This window comes from Pseudomonas sp. B20 (assembly GCF_020515755.1).
Taxonomy (GTDB): Bacteria; Pseudomonadota; Gammaproteobacteria; order Pseudomonadales; family Pseudomonadaceae; genus Aquipseudomonas; species Aquipseudomonas syringae.
This window is the reverse complement of sequence record NZ_JAHPJG010000019.1, coordinates 71,913-85,320: the sequence shown is the minus strand read 5'-3', so window position 1 is coordinate 85,320 and position 13,408 is coordinate 71,913. Positions and strand designations below refer to the sequence as shown.

Here is a 13,408-nt window from a genome sequence, read left to right as displayed (position 1 = left end):
AAACATCTGTGCCTCACAAAGCCCCGCCCAGTGCGGGGCTTTTTGTATTAGGGGCGGGAAAACTGTTTCAGTGGGTCAGGGGCCATAAAATGGTTGGCTCACATCCACAGTTTCTCGCCGGGGGGGGGTAGTCGGTTATTCGGTGCCGTTGCCGGCGTTTTCTTTGGCTTGCGCCTTGGCCAGCGCCTTGCGGCAGTCAGACAGGCGTGTCCCTACGCCGATGCTTTCGTAGAGCTGTTCGGCTCGTTCGAAGTGGTGAATAGCGACAGGCCAGTCCTTGCGATGCAGCGCGATCATTCCCAGCAACTTGTGGTAGCGCGCCGGGATGCGCTCATACAGCTGCCATTCGCCATCCACACGGGGCAGCAGGTTGGAAACGTAGGGCTCAGGGCTGCGCCTGGCCTTGAATTCCGCCTCGGCCCAGTCGATCACCTCGTCTGCAACAAAGGTCGGAATGTCGCGGTTGAAGCGCTCAGGCAGCGCCTGGCCCTGGGATATTGCGAAGTCGGCCAGCTCCAGGCCCTGGGTGAACTGCTCGGTGTCGAACAGCCAGATCAGGACATACACCAGCACCGAGTTCTGGAAATTCAATTCCGAATCGCGGTACCGCTGTACGTAATCCAGGTACTTGGGCAGCAGCTCGTCACGCTTGAGCATCTGGCGCTGCTCGCGGCTATTGATCGCGCTGATGCGCTCCAGATCACCGGCCAAGGCGTCTTCCATCAGCTTCAAATGCTTGCGTGCATTGGCAGGACTGGACAGCGCGGTGTCAGCCGAATAAGCCATCTGGGCACCGGCGATCGCAGCCGCTGGGCCTTCTGCGATCAAGCGGCGTTTGTGCGCCAGTGCCAGGCTCATGCTTTCACCAATTCGACGTTTTCAGTCATGGCGAACTTTTCCAGCTGCTCGATCACATAGCCTTCGTTACGGCTGTTGTAATCCTCGACGCGGGAGCGCTTCGGGTTATCGATGGTTTGCTTGCGCCAGCTGGAATCCTGGAAGTAGATCGACAAGTTGTCGAAGCTGGTGACCACCACGGCGTTGACCGGGAAGAACGGCACGCTGAAGCTTGGCAGACCGCCATAGGTCGCGATGACCTGAGCGTCTTCGATGCGTTCTTTCTCGGTTGGCAGATCGCCTTGTTTGGCGTACAGCTTGGCTTTGTCAGCCGCCAGCAGGTCACTGCCGATGATTGCGATCAGGTCGCCGCCATCACGAACGCGCTCGTCGACCATCTGCTTGGTGTCATGCACCAGGGCGTCGAGGTTGGCATAGTCACCGCCTTCGCCCAGCGTCACCTTTCCAGCGACCTTGCCTTCCTTGAGAACCTGCTCCGGGATCTGCTCGCGAGCGATCTGCAACCAGCCCTTGTTCACGTCCTGCAGCATCGGGAATTCAGTGAGGTTGGTCTGCGGCGCGGCTTTGAGACCGTGGAAACCGATCATCAGACGGTCGAGTGCGATCTGCTTCTGCACGGCAGCGGAGTAACGCTGTTGGAAGTCCGGGAACTTGGCCCAGGCGTCGATCTTGGCGTAAGGCAGGCTGACGTCAGATTCGGTGGAATACAGCTCGTACTGGTTGTCATCCAGCGCCGAGGCGTCCTTGGCTTCGCGATCGGTGGTCTTGGTGTTGGTGCGACCGGTCACCGGACCAGAGACGCCCAGGAATACCTTTTGACCCTTGATCTCGGTCACGCCGATGACGTTGATGCGCTGCAGGAAATCGGACTTGTGGGTGATCGCCTCGTTGAGTTCCTGGGCAATCGACGGCTCGACGCTGAACGTCTTGCTGGCCAGCTCGACGCCGTAGGATTCAGCCAGGGAAACCTGCAGGGCCGCGAACATCTTCGCGCCGTATGCGCTCAGTGACTGGGCCATGTCAGAGTACCCGCTTCGGTTTAGGGTCAGCGGCACCAGTGGTGCGTGACAGGTGGCGGCCTTCCGGCTTGTCCAGCAACGCGCTGAATTGCGCCTGCAGCTTGTTCATGCCGGCCAGCACTGCGGCGTTAGACGAGCCCTTGCGGCTCAACTGCTTTTCGTCTTCGGCGGTGGCCACGATGTCATCGACCGCCGTCTGTACGTCGTCGATCGGGGCCTGGTCGGGGGCCGGCGGTGCCTCTGCGAAACTGTCAATCAGCGCCTGAATGCCGGCAGTAACGATCAGTTGCTGTTCGATCAAGGCCTGCAGCGCTTTGGCTGTAGCTTCATCCATTGGGGGTTTGCTCTCAGTAGGGGTTTGCGGGGTGGTTTCGGCTGGCACCTCTTCAATGCCAAAGCGCTTGAACAGGCCGGTGAACATGCTGAACAGCTTGGCCACCTCGCCCTGCGGTTCGTCTTCACCAATCGAACCCAGCGGGACGGCCGCCGCGTAGTGCACGCGCTTGCCGGGGTTGCCGGAGTTGCCGGGGTTGCGGGAGAAGTAAAGTTCTTGAGTGCCAAGGCTCGCCGGCTCGTCGGTGACAGCCAGGCCGGTCAGGTACGCCCTGCCAGTGCCAGCGAAGTCGGGCATGATCTCGATGCTGGTGAAGAGCTTTTCGCCTTGGTCGTTGAGCCACAACAGCTTTTGGTTGGGCTTCAACTGCGCTTCCAGCGCGACTTGGCCGGGGGCCAGACCCTCGACGTCCTCGATCAGGCGCACGGCAAACACAGTGCCGTAGGAGCCTGGCCAGCGGTCATGTTCGGACCAGATGGTGGCCGTGTAAGTAGTAGTGCTGTACGTCTCGGCGATGTCGCGCAGTTCCTGGGGCGTGATGACGCGACCATCGACGGTAGGACCGCTGGTGGCGACGCGTTTCCAGAAGCTGACAAGGGAACGGGGCATGGGAAGAACTGCGCTCATCGGTAAGTTGAGGCCCCAAGATAGGGAGCCGCAACGCCTCCAACAAACGGTTTACTTTCGCACTTCTCCTATATTTGATTTATAGGAGAAACACGGATTTTAACTGCACGTTTTCCGCGTTTTCGCCGCATAGACTGCGGCCCATGTACTACTCAACCGAAGTCAAAGAAGCCGCCAAACGCCTGTTTCTACGCCGTCACAAGGCCAAGGAAATTCAGGCGCAGTTGAACCTGCCCAACATCCGGATCGTGTACCACTGGATCCGCGTTGGTGGCTGGGAAGACATGCTGACGGATGAAGAACCGCTGACCGCCGTCAGCCGGCGTATCACCTTGCTTCTGGAGAAAGCCGACTCGCTGACCAAGGGCGAGCTGGACGAACTGGACCGGTTGACGACTGTTCGCGAACGACTGGTTAAGCAGTGTGTAAAGCCGGTGACTGCGCCGGTCCGTGATGACCAGGACAACGATGGCCATCGCCCCGATGATCAACGCGGTGAGCGTCGGGAGCGTGGCAAGCGCGATGGCAAGAAGCGGGAAAAGAAGGTCAAGAACGACGTTAGCGAGCTGCGCGAAGTGGACTTTCTCGACAAGTTCATCAGCAAAATGTACGGCTACCAGAAAGAGCTGTTCGCCGCGAAACAGAACCCGCTGACCGCCAGGATCCGGAACATCCTCAAAAGCCGCCAGGTGGGCCTGACCTACTACTTCGCCGGCGAAGCCTTCATGGACGCGGTGCTGACCGGCGATAACCAGGTGTTCCTGTCGGCCAGCCGCGCCCAGTCCGAGATTTTCCGCAGCTACATCATCGCCTTTGCCCAGGCGTGGTTTGGCCTGGAGCTGACCGGCAACCCGATCGTACTCAGCAAGGACGGCAAGCCCTGGGCCGAGCTGCGCTTTCTCAGTACCAACAGCAGCACTGCGCAGGGTCACCATGGCCATGTGTATGTCGACGAATATTTCTGGATCCGCGACTTCGAGAAACTGAACACCGTGGCGAGCGCCATGGCGACCCATAAGAAGTGGCGCAAAACCTATTTCTCCACGCCCAGCGCCGTATCGCACCAGGCGTACCCGTTCTGGCAGGGTGAGAAATTCCGCAACAGCAAACGCAAGGCGGCTAAAGATCCCTGGCCGAGCGACAAACAGATCTCTGCCGGCGCGCTGTGTCCGGACGGTCAGTGGCGCAAGGTCATCACCATCCTGGACGCCATCGCCGGTGGCTGCGATCTGTTCGACCTTGAGCAGCTGCAGCTGGAGTACGACGACGACAAGTTTCAGCAGCTGTTCATGTGCAAGTTCATCGACAGCAGCCAGAGCGCTTTTTCCCTGGCAGATCTGGAGCGCTGCTATTCGGACCTGTCTTTGTGGGCCGACTTCGACCCGGACGATCCGCGCCCGTATGGCAACAGCCCGGTCTGGATCGGTTACGACCCGAGCCGGACACGCGACGACGCGACGTGCGTGGTCATCGCACCGCCGCTGGAGAACGGCGGCAAGTTCCGGATCCTGGAGAAGCACAGCTGGCGTGGCCAGTCATTCAAGTACCAGGCCGAGCAGGTCAAGAAGCTTACCGAGCGCTTCAACGTTCAGCACATCGGGATCGACACGACCGGTATCGGCTACGGCGTCTTCGACCTGGTGCGCGACTTCTACCCGCGTGCGACCTCGATCCACTACAGCCTGGAAACCAAGAACCTGTTGGTGCTCAAGGCGCAGGACACCATCCAGGGCAGCCGCATCGAATGGGACGCCGGTTGGAACGATATCGCTCAGGCCTTCCTGACAATCAAGCGCGGCACAACCGCCAGCGGCCAAGTGACCTACAGCGCGTCGCGAACCGACGCGACCGGTCACGCGGACGTGGCCTGGGCGGTTATGCACGCCCTGCAGTACGAACCCCTCAACACGGACAAAAAGCGGCGCAGTCGCTACGCTCTCACTGGATCAAATCCCCATGGCAAAACCCAAAACCCTGCAGCAGGAAAAACCGGCGCAACGTCCCATGCGCGCGTTCACATTCGGTGCTCCGGAATCCGTGCTGACCGACAACATCGCGCAGTACCTGGGCGTGTTCGCCAGCGACGACGGTCGCATTTACACGCCGCCGGTTTCGCGGAGAGGCTTGGCCAAGCTGCTCAAGGCCAACGCACACCACGGTGCCATACCAGGGTTCAAGCGCAATCTGCTGCTGCGTGAGTTCATGCCTTCAGCCGGCCTGTCAGTGGCCGAAATAGGTAGGGCTGCGCTGGACTTCATGGTGTTTGGCGAAGCGTACTTCTACCGGGTGCCTAACCTGCTGGGCCAGATTCTGGAGCTGCGACACCTGCCGGCCATCAATATGCGGGTCAAGGTCGACGGTGGGTTCATCCAGTTGGAGCAGAACGGGCGAGAAACGGAGTTCGACGCGGACGAGATCGAGCACGTCCTCAACTACGACGTCGAACAGAACATTTACGGCGTGCCTGAGTACCTGGGCGGTCTGCAGGCACTGCTGCTCAACGAGGCAGCAACACTGTTTCGCCGGCGTTACTACAGCAACGGCGCGCACGCGGGATACATCTTCTACACCAACGACCCGAACCTGACCGAGGAGGACGAAGAGGAGTTGCGTGCCCAGATCACGGCCAGCAAAGGCGTGGGCAACTTCCGATCGATGTTCGTCAACATTCCAGGCGGTTCTGAGAAGGCCATTCAGATCATCCCGGTGGGTGACTTCCAGGCCAAGGACGAACTGGAGAAGGTGAAGAACATTACGCGCAATGACGTGATCGCGGCCTGGCGCATGAACCCGGCGCTGGCCGGAATCATCCCGGAGAACAGTGGCGGATTCGGTGACATCGAGAAGATCGATCGCGTTTACACCAGCAACGAGATCAGGCCGATCTGTCAGCTGTTTGACCAGGCTAATGCGACTTTGCGAGAGGACAGGCGGTTCGCCTGGAAACCGCTGCCGGATACATCTGTAACGGCTTGATATGACCGAAAGCACAGATAATGCCATTACAGATATGGCAAAATAGTAGCTATAGGATGGCCCTGGGGAGGGAACATGCGGATTTATTGCACAACATGCGGGCACAAGGGACGGATCAGCTCACGGGAGGAAGTGACTAGGGCGTATGTGAAGTTGTACTGCCAATGCTTGGACGCCGGTTGCGGCCATACATGGGTGGCCAACCTGACGTTTTCGCACACACTCCGGCCGTCCGGGCAGCAGCTGGACGTGATGCTTTTTGATCGTTTAAGGGATCTGACACCTGACAAACAGAAGGAACTGTTTGAGCAGTTGGGAAGGAAAGCGGTCGCGTGAAGTGAGAACCGCCGACCGACTAGGCCGGCGATCAGCGCATTAATCCTCTTCACATTCAGGGTGACAAACCAACAGATCGACAAGGCGCAGCACTCTGCGCTTTTCATCATCAGTCAACCGGCGAAAACCTTGAATAATCTGTTGCTCCTCAAGGCCGTGCATGTACTCCCGGCTATAGCTCAGGTTACGAGAATCACACGCTACGTTTGTCATATCTGACATGCCTTAACTCCTTGAAATACATAGGGGAGGAGGCTTTATCGGCCATGGCATTACTGTTTTGTGTGGGCCGGGGAAAATCATTCACGCCTTATCGTATATGCGTTTTCGCGTCATCAGCCATGGCCTTCAGAAAACGTCGAATCGCATGCTGGTCGTGCTCAGGTATTGCTCGATACTGTTGAATCATCTGGTCCTCAACTTCGCTGAGTTCACCAGAACTGAGTGTAGTTCGGACGCCGTTGAGTATGTACATGACGTCGAAGCTCAGCTCACGTGCAACGATGCTCAGATACATTGCCGGCGCGTCGCTCGACCCGGCTTCGTAGTTCGCTTGAGTACGCTTCACAACGCCAGCCGCTTTGGCGGCCTGCTCTTGAGTAAGTCCGCACCGCATTCTCTCTTCGCGCAGTCGCGAGCCGATCTCTTCAGAAGAGTGCAAAATTATTCATCCAATGGCTTTACAAATGCACTTATGTGCATCATTCTGCATTCCACACCACATGAAAATGCATGGAATTGCACTATGCCGAACAGCACCATCACCGAGCAAGCCCGTATAGCTGCACGTGAAGCTCTTGAGCGTCGTGGCCAGACGGCCAGAGGATTTGCGCTGCAGCACAATTTGAATCCCAGCACAGTGTACGCAGTGCTGAGTGGCCAGAGCCGATGTAGATGCGGGGAGGCACATCGAGCTGCCGTCCTCCTCGGGATCAAAGACGGCGTGATTACAAGGTAATGGCACACATCAGCATGGAAAAGCAGAACATGAAAAGTCCAGTTCTAAAGACACGCCGTGAAGTAGTCAGCGCGATCATCTGCAGTTATCCAGGCGGACGTGAATGCGCTGCAGCTCGGATCGGTCTTGCTTTGAAAAAGTTTGATAACCACGCTTACGAGAACAACAACAGTCGCCCGCTAAATGATGCTCAGTTGTTCCAGTTGGAGCAGGAAGCCGGAACTCAGCATTTTCCCAACTATGTGGCGTCGATGTACGGCGGCCTGTTCGTTCCGGTGGCTGATCCTGATTCGCTGGACAACGTCGAGATGTACGCCCTTTCCATTCACGCGGCGGCAAAGCGTGGATGTGTCGACCTGGAGATCTCCAAGGCACTTGCAGACGGTTGCATCAATGAGGCCGAGGCAGAACACATCCTCAACGCACACAACCTGCACATGGCTGCACGTCATGCAGAAGTGTTGGCAGCTATCGATCTGTACCGCGCTAAATCAGGGACTGAAAAATGAATAACGTACCAGCTGATATGGATTATCAAGAGACCATCCGCGCTGCAGCTCAGGCATTTATCGAGCGCCATCAGGGCGAGCATTTGGGCGATCTAGGCCAACTGCTCAGTCGAACGACCGATCACCTGGTCGAAAGCTTTGAGGTCAAAGAGGCTTTTGCGAACCATCTGGTGCACCAGGCCTACAGCAACGTTCTGGCAGTCATCGGTCGCCAGCGTATAGACCTTCAGGCAAGCGCAGAAATGACAGTAGTGATCAGTGATCCCATTCGAGGACTCGCTTGGTCTGTACCTGTTCATCTGATCTACGAACACCTGATCGCTGCCGGCCACGGCAAACCCGTCTCCCCCGCCACTTAAACACCCCCAAACATTGCCTGCCCCACTCCAGTGGGTATGGGTGAGCTGCGCCTAAATTCGAGGTTTAACGATGGCCAACGCCGTGATCGTCACCGCTCAATTGCCCCAGGCAGAGGCTCAAGCACTGCTTGAAGCACTGCGTGAACAGTATCGCCTGAGGCTCAATGAATACTGGTACGACGACCAATACCGCTTTGTAGCGGACGGCCAACGCCATGGCGCAATTCTCGCCCACGTCCCTGTTATGGCAGCGCAAAAACGCCTTATGGCAGCCCTGAGCCAAAGCCTCAAAGCAGTGAAGCATTCATGAGAGACGATCTACGCCACGACGTTCTGCAGCGCATTCAGTCCGACTACGGATTGAAGCTCCGCAAATCAACCAACTATATGCGCGGCGGCACCTGCCCCAAGTGCAACAAAAAGGAGCTTTACACCCGCTTTGACAGCCCGTGGCAGTTGATTTGCGGCCGGCAGGAAAAGTGTGGTCACACGCTGCACGTCAAAGAGATTTATGACGACCTGTTTGAGGATTGGAGCAAGCGCGCACCCGCGACCGATAACGCCCCTACCGCAACAGCTCGCGCCTACATGGAATTTGCCCGCAGCTTCGACATGTCGTTGATCACCGGCTGGTTCACTCAAGACACTTTCTTCTCGTCACAACATGACGCTGGCAGCGCCACAGTGCGTTTCGCACTAGACAAAGGTGGCTACTGGGAGCGGTTGATTGATCGCCCTGCCCGATTCGGGAAAATGAAGGCGCGCTTCAAACCAGGCGAAAGCTACAAGGGCGTATGGTGGTGCCCCCCGTGTGTCGAGTTGCTGGAAGTCAAAGAGCTTTGGATTGTCGAGGGGATCTTTGATGCCATCGCGCTGGTGCATCACGGCGTGGCAGCAGTATCCGCTATGTCGTCCAATGCTTTTCCAGACGAGTCATTGAAGCGCCTAGCCAAAGACCGTGAAGGCAAATTACCGAAGCTGGTGTGGGCATTAGACAACGAGCCAGGTGCACACGCGTACACGAAGCGCTGGGTACGCCAGGCACGTGAGCTGGGCTTTGTCTGCGAAGCAGCTCAGATCCCCCAGCGTGACGGTCGCAAGGTCGATTGGAACGATCTGCACCAGCGTTGGTGGGCCATCGATGAGGATGACAAGCGCACTGAGCAGACACAGAAGGACCTGACTGTTGCCCGGCACCACGGTGCTCTGCTGATCGCCGACAACGCAACGGAAAAAGCGTTGGTACTTTTCGACTGGAAGCGCCGTAGCGAATTCCACCTTGAATTTGGTAATCGCCTCTACTGGTTCAAGCTCGACCTGGAGAAATTCAACCGGGCCATGCAAGACCTTGAGGACAGCGAGCATCAGGACGATCAGTTACTGAACGACAAGCAACGTCGAGCCAAAGCCATGCAGCAATGTGGCGCGATTCAGCGAATCGCCACCTGCAACCCCAAGGCGCTGTACTACCAGGAGAACAAGCTAACCGACGAGTCCTGGTACTACTTCCGGATCACGTTTGCCCACGACGCCGCGCCGATCAAGAACACCTTTACCAGCTCGCAGATCGCCTCGTCCGCCGAGTTCAAGAAACGACTGCTCGGGATCGCACCCGGTGGGATGTTCACCGGCACCACGCAGCAACTGGACGCGTTCATTGAGGAGCAGACAAACGCGCTCAAGACCGTGCAGACAATCGACTTCACCGGCTACACCCGCGAACACGGTGCCTACGTTTACGGCGACGTGGCCGTGCGCGACGGCAAGGTTTACAAACTGAACGAGGAAGACTTTTTCGACATGGAGAAACTGAGCATTAAAACGCTCAGTCAGTCCGTCACACTGAACATCAACACCGACCTGAACAAGTTCACCACACGCTGGCTCGACATTCTATGGCAGTGCTTTGGGGCCAAAGGAATTGTCGTTCTGGCGTACTGGCTTGGAGCATTGTTCGCGGAGCAGATCCGGCAGCACCAGAAGAGTTATCTGTTTCTTGAGGTGGTCGGCGAAGCCGGTGCGGGTAAGTCCACGCTGATCGAGTTTCTGTGGAAGCTACTTGGTCGCCTCGACTACGAAGGCTTTGACCCATCCAAGGGCACACCGGTCGCCCGCGCCCGTAACTTCGCCCAGGTCGGCAACCTACCGGTCGTGCTGATCGAATCCGAACGGGAAAAGACCGACGGCAGCGCGACTAAGCAGTACGACTGGGACGAGCTGAAAACCGCTTACAACGGCCGTAGCGTCCGGTCGACCGGGGTCAAGAACAACGGCAACGACACTCGGGAACCGCCGTTCCGCGGTGCTTTTGTGTTCGCTCAAAACCATGCTGTGAACGCCTCGGAGCCCATCCTGCAGCGGATAGCCCACGTCGGCATGACAAAGGACGGCCAGACAGCCAAAACCAAACTGCTGGTGGAAGAGCTCGAGCAAATGCCAGTCGACAAGGTGAGTGGCTTTCTGTTGATGGCAACAACCCGGGAAGCGCTAGTGATGCAGACCGTGAAAGCGAGCGTGCCGCTCTATGAACAGCGGCTGCTGCAGTTGCCCGAGATCCGCACGGTGCGTATTGCCAAGAACCACGCCCAGTTGCACGCGTTGGTCGACGCCCTGGTACACGTCGTGCCGCTGCAGCAGCACCAAGTTGACGCTGCCCATGCCGAGGTTCAAAGCATGGCCAAAGAGCGACAACTGGCAATCAACGCTGATCACCCGATGGTCGTTGAGTTCTGGGAGCTTTACGAATACCTGAACAGCCACGCTGGCGCGTTGAACCACTCCCGCAATGAGGGGCTGATTGCCGTCAACCTGAACGACTTCGCCGAAGCTGCCGCAAACAAACGACAAAAAGTCCCGGATCTGGTCGAGCTCAAACGCCACCTGAAAACCAGCAAGTGCCCGAAGTTCATCGAGACGAACCGCAACGTTTGTTCGTCCTGGGATATCGACGCCGCTGATAAACCGAAAACCGTCCGATGCTGGATTTTCCAGGCTGCCTAATCACTACTCAGAGGAAGCAACTATGCATGAAGAAGAGAAGCAACGTCTCGAACAGCAACTGAACGTTAAAACGTTCGTCGACCTGATGTTTCACAAGATCGATCCAAAGAATATGGGACACGACGGTGAATGCTTCGTTAACAAGACGGTTCAACTAGTGTTTGAAGCTTACCTGGAAGGGCTGACACCAAACCCAGCGCGTGTACTAGGTCAGCAGCTTTACGCGGAAATTAAGGCTACAAGCAAGTACGCATCCCAGATCGGCTGGATGCGGCCTGGAAAAGACTATCCCTTCCCTGTGCGATTTGAACCTGATCCATCGGGCTACATCGTTAAAGGCGGCGTGGGCGGATGCTACCGAGTAGAGGACGTCGACCTGCTGTTCAAAGTCGATGAGAGCTATCACCGGATTAACTGACGTTAACGACTTAAGCAAACAGTACTGGAGAGTTGCAGCTCTCCAGTACCCACTACGACTAGGAGTACGGTGATGAAGACGGAACATCCAAGCAGCAGCGATTCAAAGGCTAGCACACCATCCCGAAACCTGCTGACTATCGCCCTGATCGGCGCAGCATTGATCAGTTACCAGGTGCACAAGACTCCGCACGCTCGCGGGCGACTTGAAAGCCTGGCCACACAGGCCACGACCCAAGGTGATCTGAGCGCCAACGACATGCGCGTTCTGGCCAGCATTCTCGCCATCCCCTCCCCCAGTAATTGAGCCGTCAGGTTCTGGCTTTGAGCATCAGGGCGGGACGTTACACTGCCCTGATTGCTGCTTGAGATAGAGAGCAATCATGAACTCCCAAACAAGCAATGTTCTCACTTTTGAGGACCTGCAGCGCATCACCGGCTACCAACGCCGCTCCGACGTAGAACGCTCGCTGATCACTCAGGGGATCCGCATGTTCCGGGGGCGCACTGGTCCGTGGACGACGCTGGATCTCATCAACCATGCTGCGGGCATCGAGTCTGTAACCTCAAAGAGTTATGACACCAATATCCTATGAGGAAAGCGCGTAAGCGGAAGCACAATCCGCACATCCCCCAACACATCGACCAGGCCGCTCTTCCAGCGGCCATCTATTTTGATCATCGCAACGCCGGCGTCTGGTACACGCTGCATTACGACGAGACAGGCAAACAGCGCCGGCGCAATGTGGCACCTGCTGACGTGAGCCTGGCCGAGTTGCACCAGATCATGGAGCAAACCTCGGGCGTCGATAAAGGCACATTGCGTTACGTCTGTACGCAGTTTCACTTGAGCGATCGTTACAAGAAACTCAGCCTCAAGACTCACAGCGATTACTGCTATTCGCGGGACGTCCTGCTGGGTATCCCGACCAGGCTGGGCAAGCCGTTGGGGGATCTACTGGTGAAGAAATTCACCGCAGCATTGATCCAGCGGATTGTCGATCGCCTGGCCGACGAAGGCACGCCGTCCAAAGCGGCGCATGTCCTGCGATACCTGCGCCGAGTGCTGCAGTGGGGTCGCAACCGGGGCTACCTCGACCACAATCCCGCGCAGGGAATTGAAGCGCCCGTGGAGCGCAAGCGCCGGCGTTTGCCGGAACACTTGGTCATGGAAGCGCTGGTCGACCGTGCACTGGCGTTCGGGCGCTTGGCCAGGAACGAGAAAGGCGGCTGTCCGGAGTACCTGAGCTACGTGATGGAGATCGGTTACCTGTGCCGTTTGCGGGGCATTGAGACCATCACGCTGACCGATGCCCATGAACTGGCCGAAGGGATCATGACCAACCGGCGCAAGGGGAGCCGGGACAATATTGTCCGCTGGACGCCACGACTGCGCGCCGCTTGGGAGGGAGCGAAGGCCTACCGGGCCAAGGTGTGGGCCAGCAAATCAACGATCGTTCCGATTCGTCCCGATCGACGTTACATCATCGTGGCCAGCCATGGCGGGGCTTTGCGCAAATCCAGTCTGGACACAGCCTGGCAACGCTTCATCACCTCGGCTATCGAGGACGGTACCATCATGGCCGAGCAGCGATTTGGCCTACATGACCTCAAGCGACGGGGCATCACCGACACAGTAGGTAATCGGGCGGACAAGCAGGAGGCCAGCGGTCACCGGGACGGGGCGATGATGGACGTCTACGACCTCAGCGTTCCGCTGGTTAATGCTTCTCAGACGTAGCGATGTAAGGACTTGACGAAGCTTGATGCCTTAGGTCAGCGGTATGCCGCGCCCCCATCCTTTGGCGACCTGGAGATGTGAAAAAGCCCGTCGGAGCGGGCTTTTATGTGGGGGCCGAATGAACATAGAACGGGTTACGTGTAATTCAGAACACGGCCTCATAAGCGAGGCGCAGCATTCGGTCGAGAGCTGCCGTTGGTGGTAATGTCCGAAAGTTGAAATCGGGTCTCACTATTTCCTACCGTCCAGAGTCGGGTCAGTAATTGGCCGTGTT

At 57.4% G+C, this 13,408-nt stretch carries 17 protein-coding genes; 12 read left to right on the top strand and 5 right to left on the bottom strand.

Annotated features, from left to right (window positions below; genetic code table 11):
* Positions 1-135: 135 nt before the first annotated feature.
* The 3 genes from gpM to LIX91_RS18610 are packed head-to-tail and all read right to left on the bottom strand — an operon-like array spanning position 136 to position 2,820.
* Complete coding sequence (gpM, locus tag LIX91_RS18620; protein ID WP_129484561.1) at positions 136-858, bottom strand: phage terminase small subunit; 723 nt, start codon at positions 856-858, stop codon at positions 136-138.
* A complete protein-coding gene (locus tag LIX91_RS18615; RefSeq protein ID WP_024662766.1) occupies positions 855-1,877 on the bottom strand; it encodes a phage major capsid protein, P2 family in 1,023 nt (340 codons plus the stop codon). The genes gpM and LIX91_RS18615 overlap by 4 nt, the downstream gene beginning before the upstream one ends.
* A gap of 1 nt (position 1,878) precedes the next feature.
* A complete protein-coding gene (locus tag LIX91_RS18610) occupies positions 1,879-2,820 on the bottom strand; it encodes a GPO family capsid scaffolding protein (RefSeq protein ID WP_226488932.1) in 942 nt (313 codons plus the stop codon).
* Positions 2,821-2,981: 161 nt separating this feature from the next.
* Between LIX91_RS18610 and LIX91_RS18605 the strand changes: the two genes are divergently transcribed.
* The 3 genes from LIX91_RS18605 to LIX91_RS18595 all read left to right on the top strand — a co-directional run bounded on the left by LIX91_RS18605 (position 2,982) and on the right by LIX91_RS18595 (position 6,150).
* Entirely contained in the window at positions 2,982-5,036 is a 2,055-nt protein-coding gene (locus LIX91_RS18605) for a terminase large subunit domain-containing protein (protein ID WP_096105715.1), read from the top strand.
* Positions 4,963-5,814, top strand: a complete 852-nt coding sequence (locus LIX91_RS18600) for a phage portal protein (protein ID WP_222944550.1) — start codon at positions 4,963-4,965, stop codon at positions 5,812-5,814. The genes LIX91_RS18605 and LIX91_RS18600 overlap by 74 nt, the downstream gene beginning before the upstream one ends.
* Before the next feature lie 75 nt (positions 5,815-5,889).
* Positions 5,890-6,150, top strand: coding sequence for an ogr/Delta-like zinc finger family protein (locus LIX91_RS18595; protein ID WP_187599918.1), 261 nt, complete (start codon positions 5,890-5,892; stop codon positions 6,148-6,150).
* A gap of 39 nt (positions 6,151-6,189) precedes the next feature.
* On the opposite strand, the gene LIX91_RS18590 is transcribed toward LIX91_RS18595, so the two are convergent.
* Positions 6,190-6,372 (bottom strand): hypothetical protein, encoded by a 183-nt coding sequence (locus LIX91_RS18590; protein WP_032703433.1) that lies wholly within the window; start codon positions 6,370-6,372, stop codon positions 6,190-6,192.
* A gap of 88 nt (positions 6,373-6,460) precedes the next feature.
* The gene (locus tag LIX91_RS18585) at positions 6,461-6,811 is read right to left on the bottom strand and encodes a helix-turn-helix domain-containing protein (protein ID WP_032703434.1); all 351 of its coding nucleotides are present in this window, start codon (positions 6,809-6,811) and stop codon (positions 6,461-6,463) included.
* An 84-nt stretch (positions 6,812-6,895) separates the two neighbouring features.
* Between LIX91_RS18585 and LIX91_RS18580 the strand changes: the two genes are divergently transcribed.
* The 9 genes from LIX91_RS18580 to xerC all read left to right on the top strand — a co-directional run bounded on the left by LIX91_RS18580 (position 6,896) and on the right by xerC (position 13,134).
* Entirely contained in the window at positions 6,896-7,108 is a 213-nt protein-coding gene (locus LIX91_RS18580) for a hypothetical protein (protein ID WP_032703435.1), read from the top strand.
* Between the two features lie 29 nt (positions 7,109-7,137).
* Positions 7,138-7,617, top strand: a complete 480-nt coding sequence (locus LIX91_RS18575) for a YmfL family putative regulatory protein (RefSeq protein ID WP_317135436.1) — start codon at positions 7,138-7,140, stop codon at positions 7,615-7,617.
* On the top strand, positions 7,614-7,976 hold the full coding sequence (locus LIX91_RS18570) for a hypothetical protein (protein WP_122232755.1): 363 nt from the start codon (positions 7,614-7,616) through the stop codon (positions 7,974-7,976). The genes LIX91_RS18575 and LIX91_RS18570 overlap by 4 nt, the downstream gene beginning before the upstream one ends.
* A 70-nt stretch (positions 7,977-8,046) precedes the next feature.
* Complete coding sequence (locus tag LIX91_RS18565) at positions 8,047-8,286, top strand: hypothetical protein (protein WP_004407174.1); 240 nt, start codon at positions 8,047-8,049, stop codon at positions 8,284-8,286.
* Complete coding sequence (locus tag LIX91_RS18560) at positions 8,283-10,976, top strand: toprim domain-containing protein (RefSeq protein ID WP_226488930.1); 2,694 nt, start codon at positions 8,283-8,285, stop codon at positions 10,974-10,976. The genes LIX91_RS18565 and LIX91_RS18560 overlap by 4 nt, the downstream gene beginning before the upstream one ends.
* A 22-nt stretch (positions 10,977-10,998) precedes the next feature.
* Positions 10,999-11,394, top strand: a complete 396-nt coding sequence (locus tag LIX91_RS18555) for a hypothetical protein (RefSeq protein ID WP_122232757.1) — start codon at positions 10,999-11,001, stop codon at positions 11,392-11,394.
* 72 nt (positions 11,395-11,466) lie between these two features.
* Positions 11,467-11,700, top strand: a complete 234-nt coding sequence (locus LIX91_RS18550; protein ID WP_005749151.1) for a hypothetical protein — start codon at positions 11,467-11,469, stop codon at positions 11,698-11,700.
* Positions 11,701-11,776: 76 nt separating this feature from the next.
* Positions 11,777-11,989, top strand: coding sequence for a hypothetical protein (locus LIX91_RS18545; protein ID WP_226488929.1), 213 nt, complete (start codon positions 11,777-11,779; stop codon positions 11,987-11,989).
* Positions 11,986-13,134 (top strand): tyrosine recombinase XerC, encoded by a 1,149-nt coding sequence (xerC, locus tag LIX91_RS18540; protein ID WP_226488928.1) that lies wholly within the window; start codon positions 11,986-11,988, stop codon positions 13,132-13,134. The genes LIX91_RS18545 and xerC overlap by 4 nt, the downstream gene beginning before the upstream one ends.
* The last annotated feature ends 274 nt before the right edge of the window (positions 13,135-13,408 follow it).

Bases quoted from the DNA above. Each gene is read 5' to 3' on its own strand.
- LIX91_RS18570 (WP_122232755.1), top strand. From the start codon at position 7,614: ATGAATAACGTACCAGCTGATATGGATTATCAAGAGACCATCCGCGCT.
- LIX91_RS18595 (WP_187599918.1), top strand. From the start codon at position 5,890: ATGCGGATTTATTGCACAACATGCGGGCACAAGGGACGGATCAGCTCA.
- xerC (WP_226488928.1), top strand. From the start codon at position 11,986: ATGAGGAAAGCGCGTAAGCGGAAGCACAATCCGCACATCCCCCAACAC.
- gpM (WP_129484561.1), bottom strand. From the start codon at position 858: ATGAGCCTGGCACTGGCGCACAAACGCCGCTTGATCGCAGAAGGCCCA.
- LIX91_RS18565 (WP_004407174.1), top strand. From the start codon at position 8,047: ATGGCCAACGCCGTGATCGTCACCGCTCAATTGCCCCAGGCAGAGGCT.
- LIX91_RS18575 (WP_317135436.1), top strand. From the start codon at position 7,138: ATGAAAAGTCCAGTTCTAAAGACACGCCGTGAAGTAGTCAGCGCGATC.
- LIX91_RS18615 (WP_024662766.1), bottom strand. From the start codon at position 1,877: ATGGCCCAGTCACTGAGCGCATACGGCGCGAAGATGTTCGCGGCCCTG.
- LIX91_RS18560 (WP_226488930.1), top strand. From the start codon at position 8,283: ATGAGAGACGATCTACGCCACGACGTTCTGCAGCGCATTCAGTCCGAC.
- LIX91_RS18610 (WP_226488932.1), bottom strand. From the start codon at position 2,820: ATGCCCCGTTCCCTTGTCAGCTTCTGGAAACGCGTCGCCACCAGCGGT.
- LIX91_RS18545 (WP_226488929.1), top strand. From the start codon at position 11,777: ATGAACTCCCAAACAAGCAATGTTCTCACTTTTGAGGACCTGCAGCGC.
- LIX91_RS18590 (WP_032703433.1), bottom strand. From the start codon at position 6,372: ATGTCAGATATGACAAACGTAGCGTGTGATTCTCGTAACCTGAGCTAT.
- LIX91_RS18580 (WP_032703435.1), top strand. From the start codon at position 6,896: ATGCCGAACAGCACCATCACCGAGCAAGCCCGTATAGCTGCACGTGAA.
- LIX91_RS18550 (WP_005749151.1), top strand. From the start codon at position 11,467: ATGAAGACGGAACATCCAAGCAGCAGCGATTCAAAGGCTAGCACACCA.
- LIX91_RS18555 (WP_122232757.1), top strand. From the start codon at position 10,999: ATGCATGAAGAAGAGAAGCAACGTCTCGAACAGCAACTGAACGTTAAA.
- LIX91_RS18605 (WP_096105715.1), top strand. From the start codon at position 2,982: ATGTACTACTCAACCGAAGTCAAAGAAGCCGCCAAACGCCTGTTTCTA.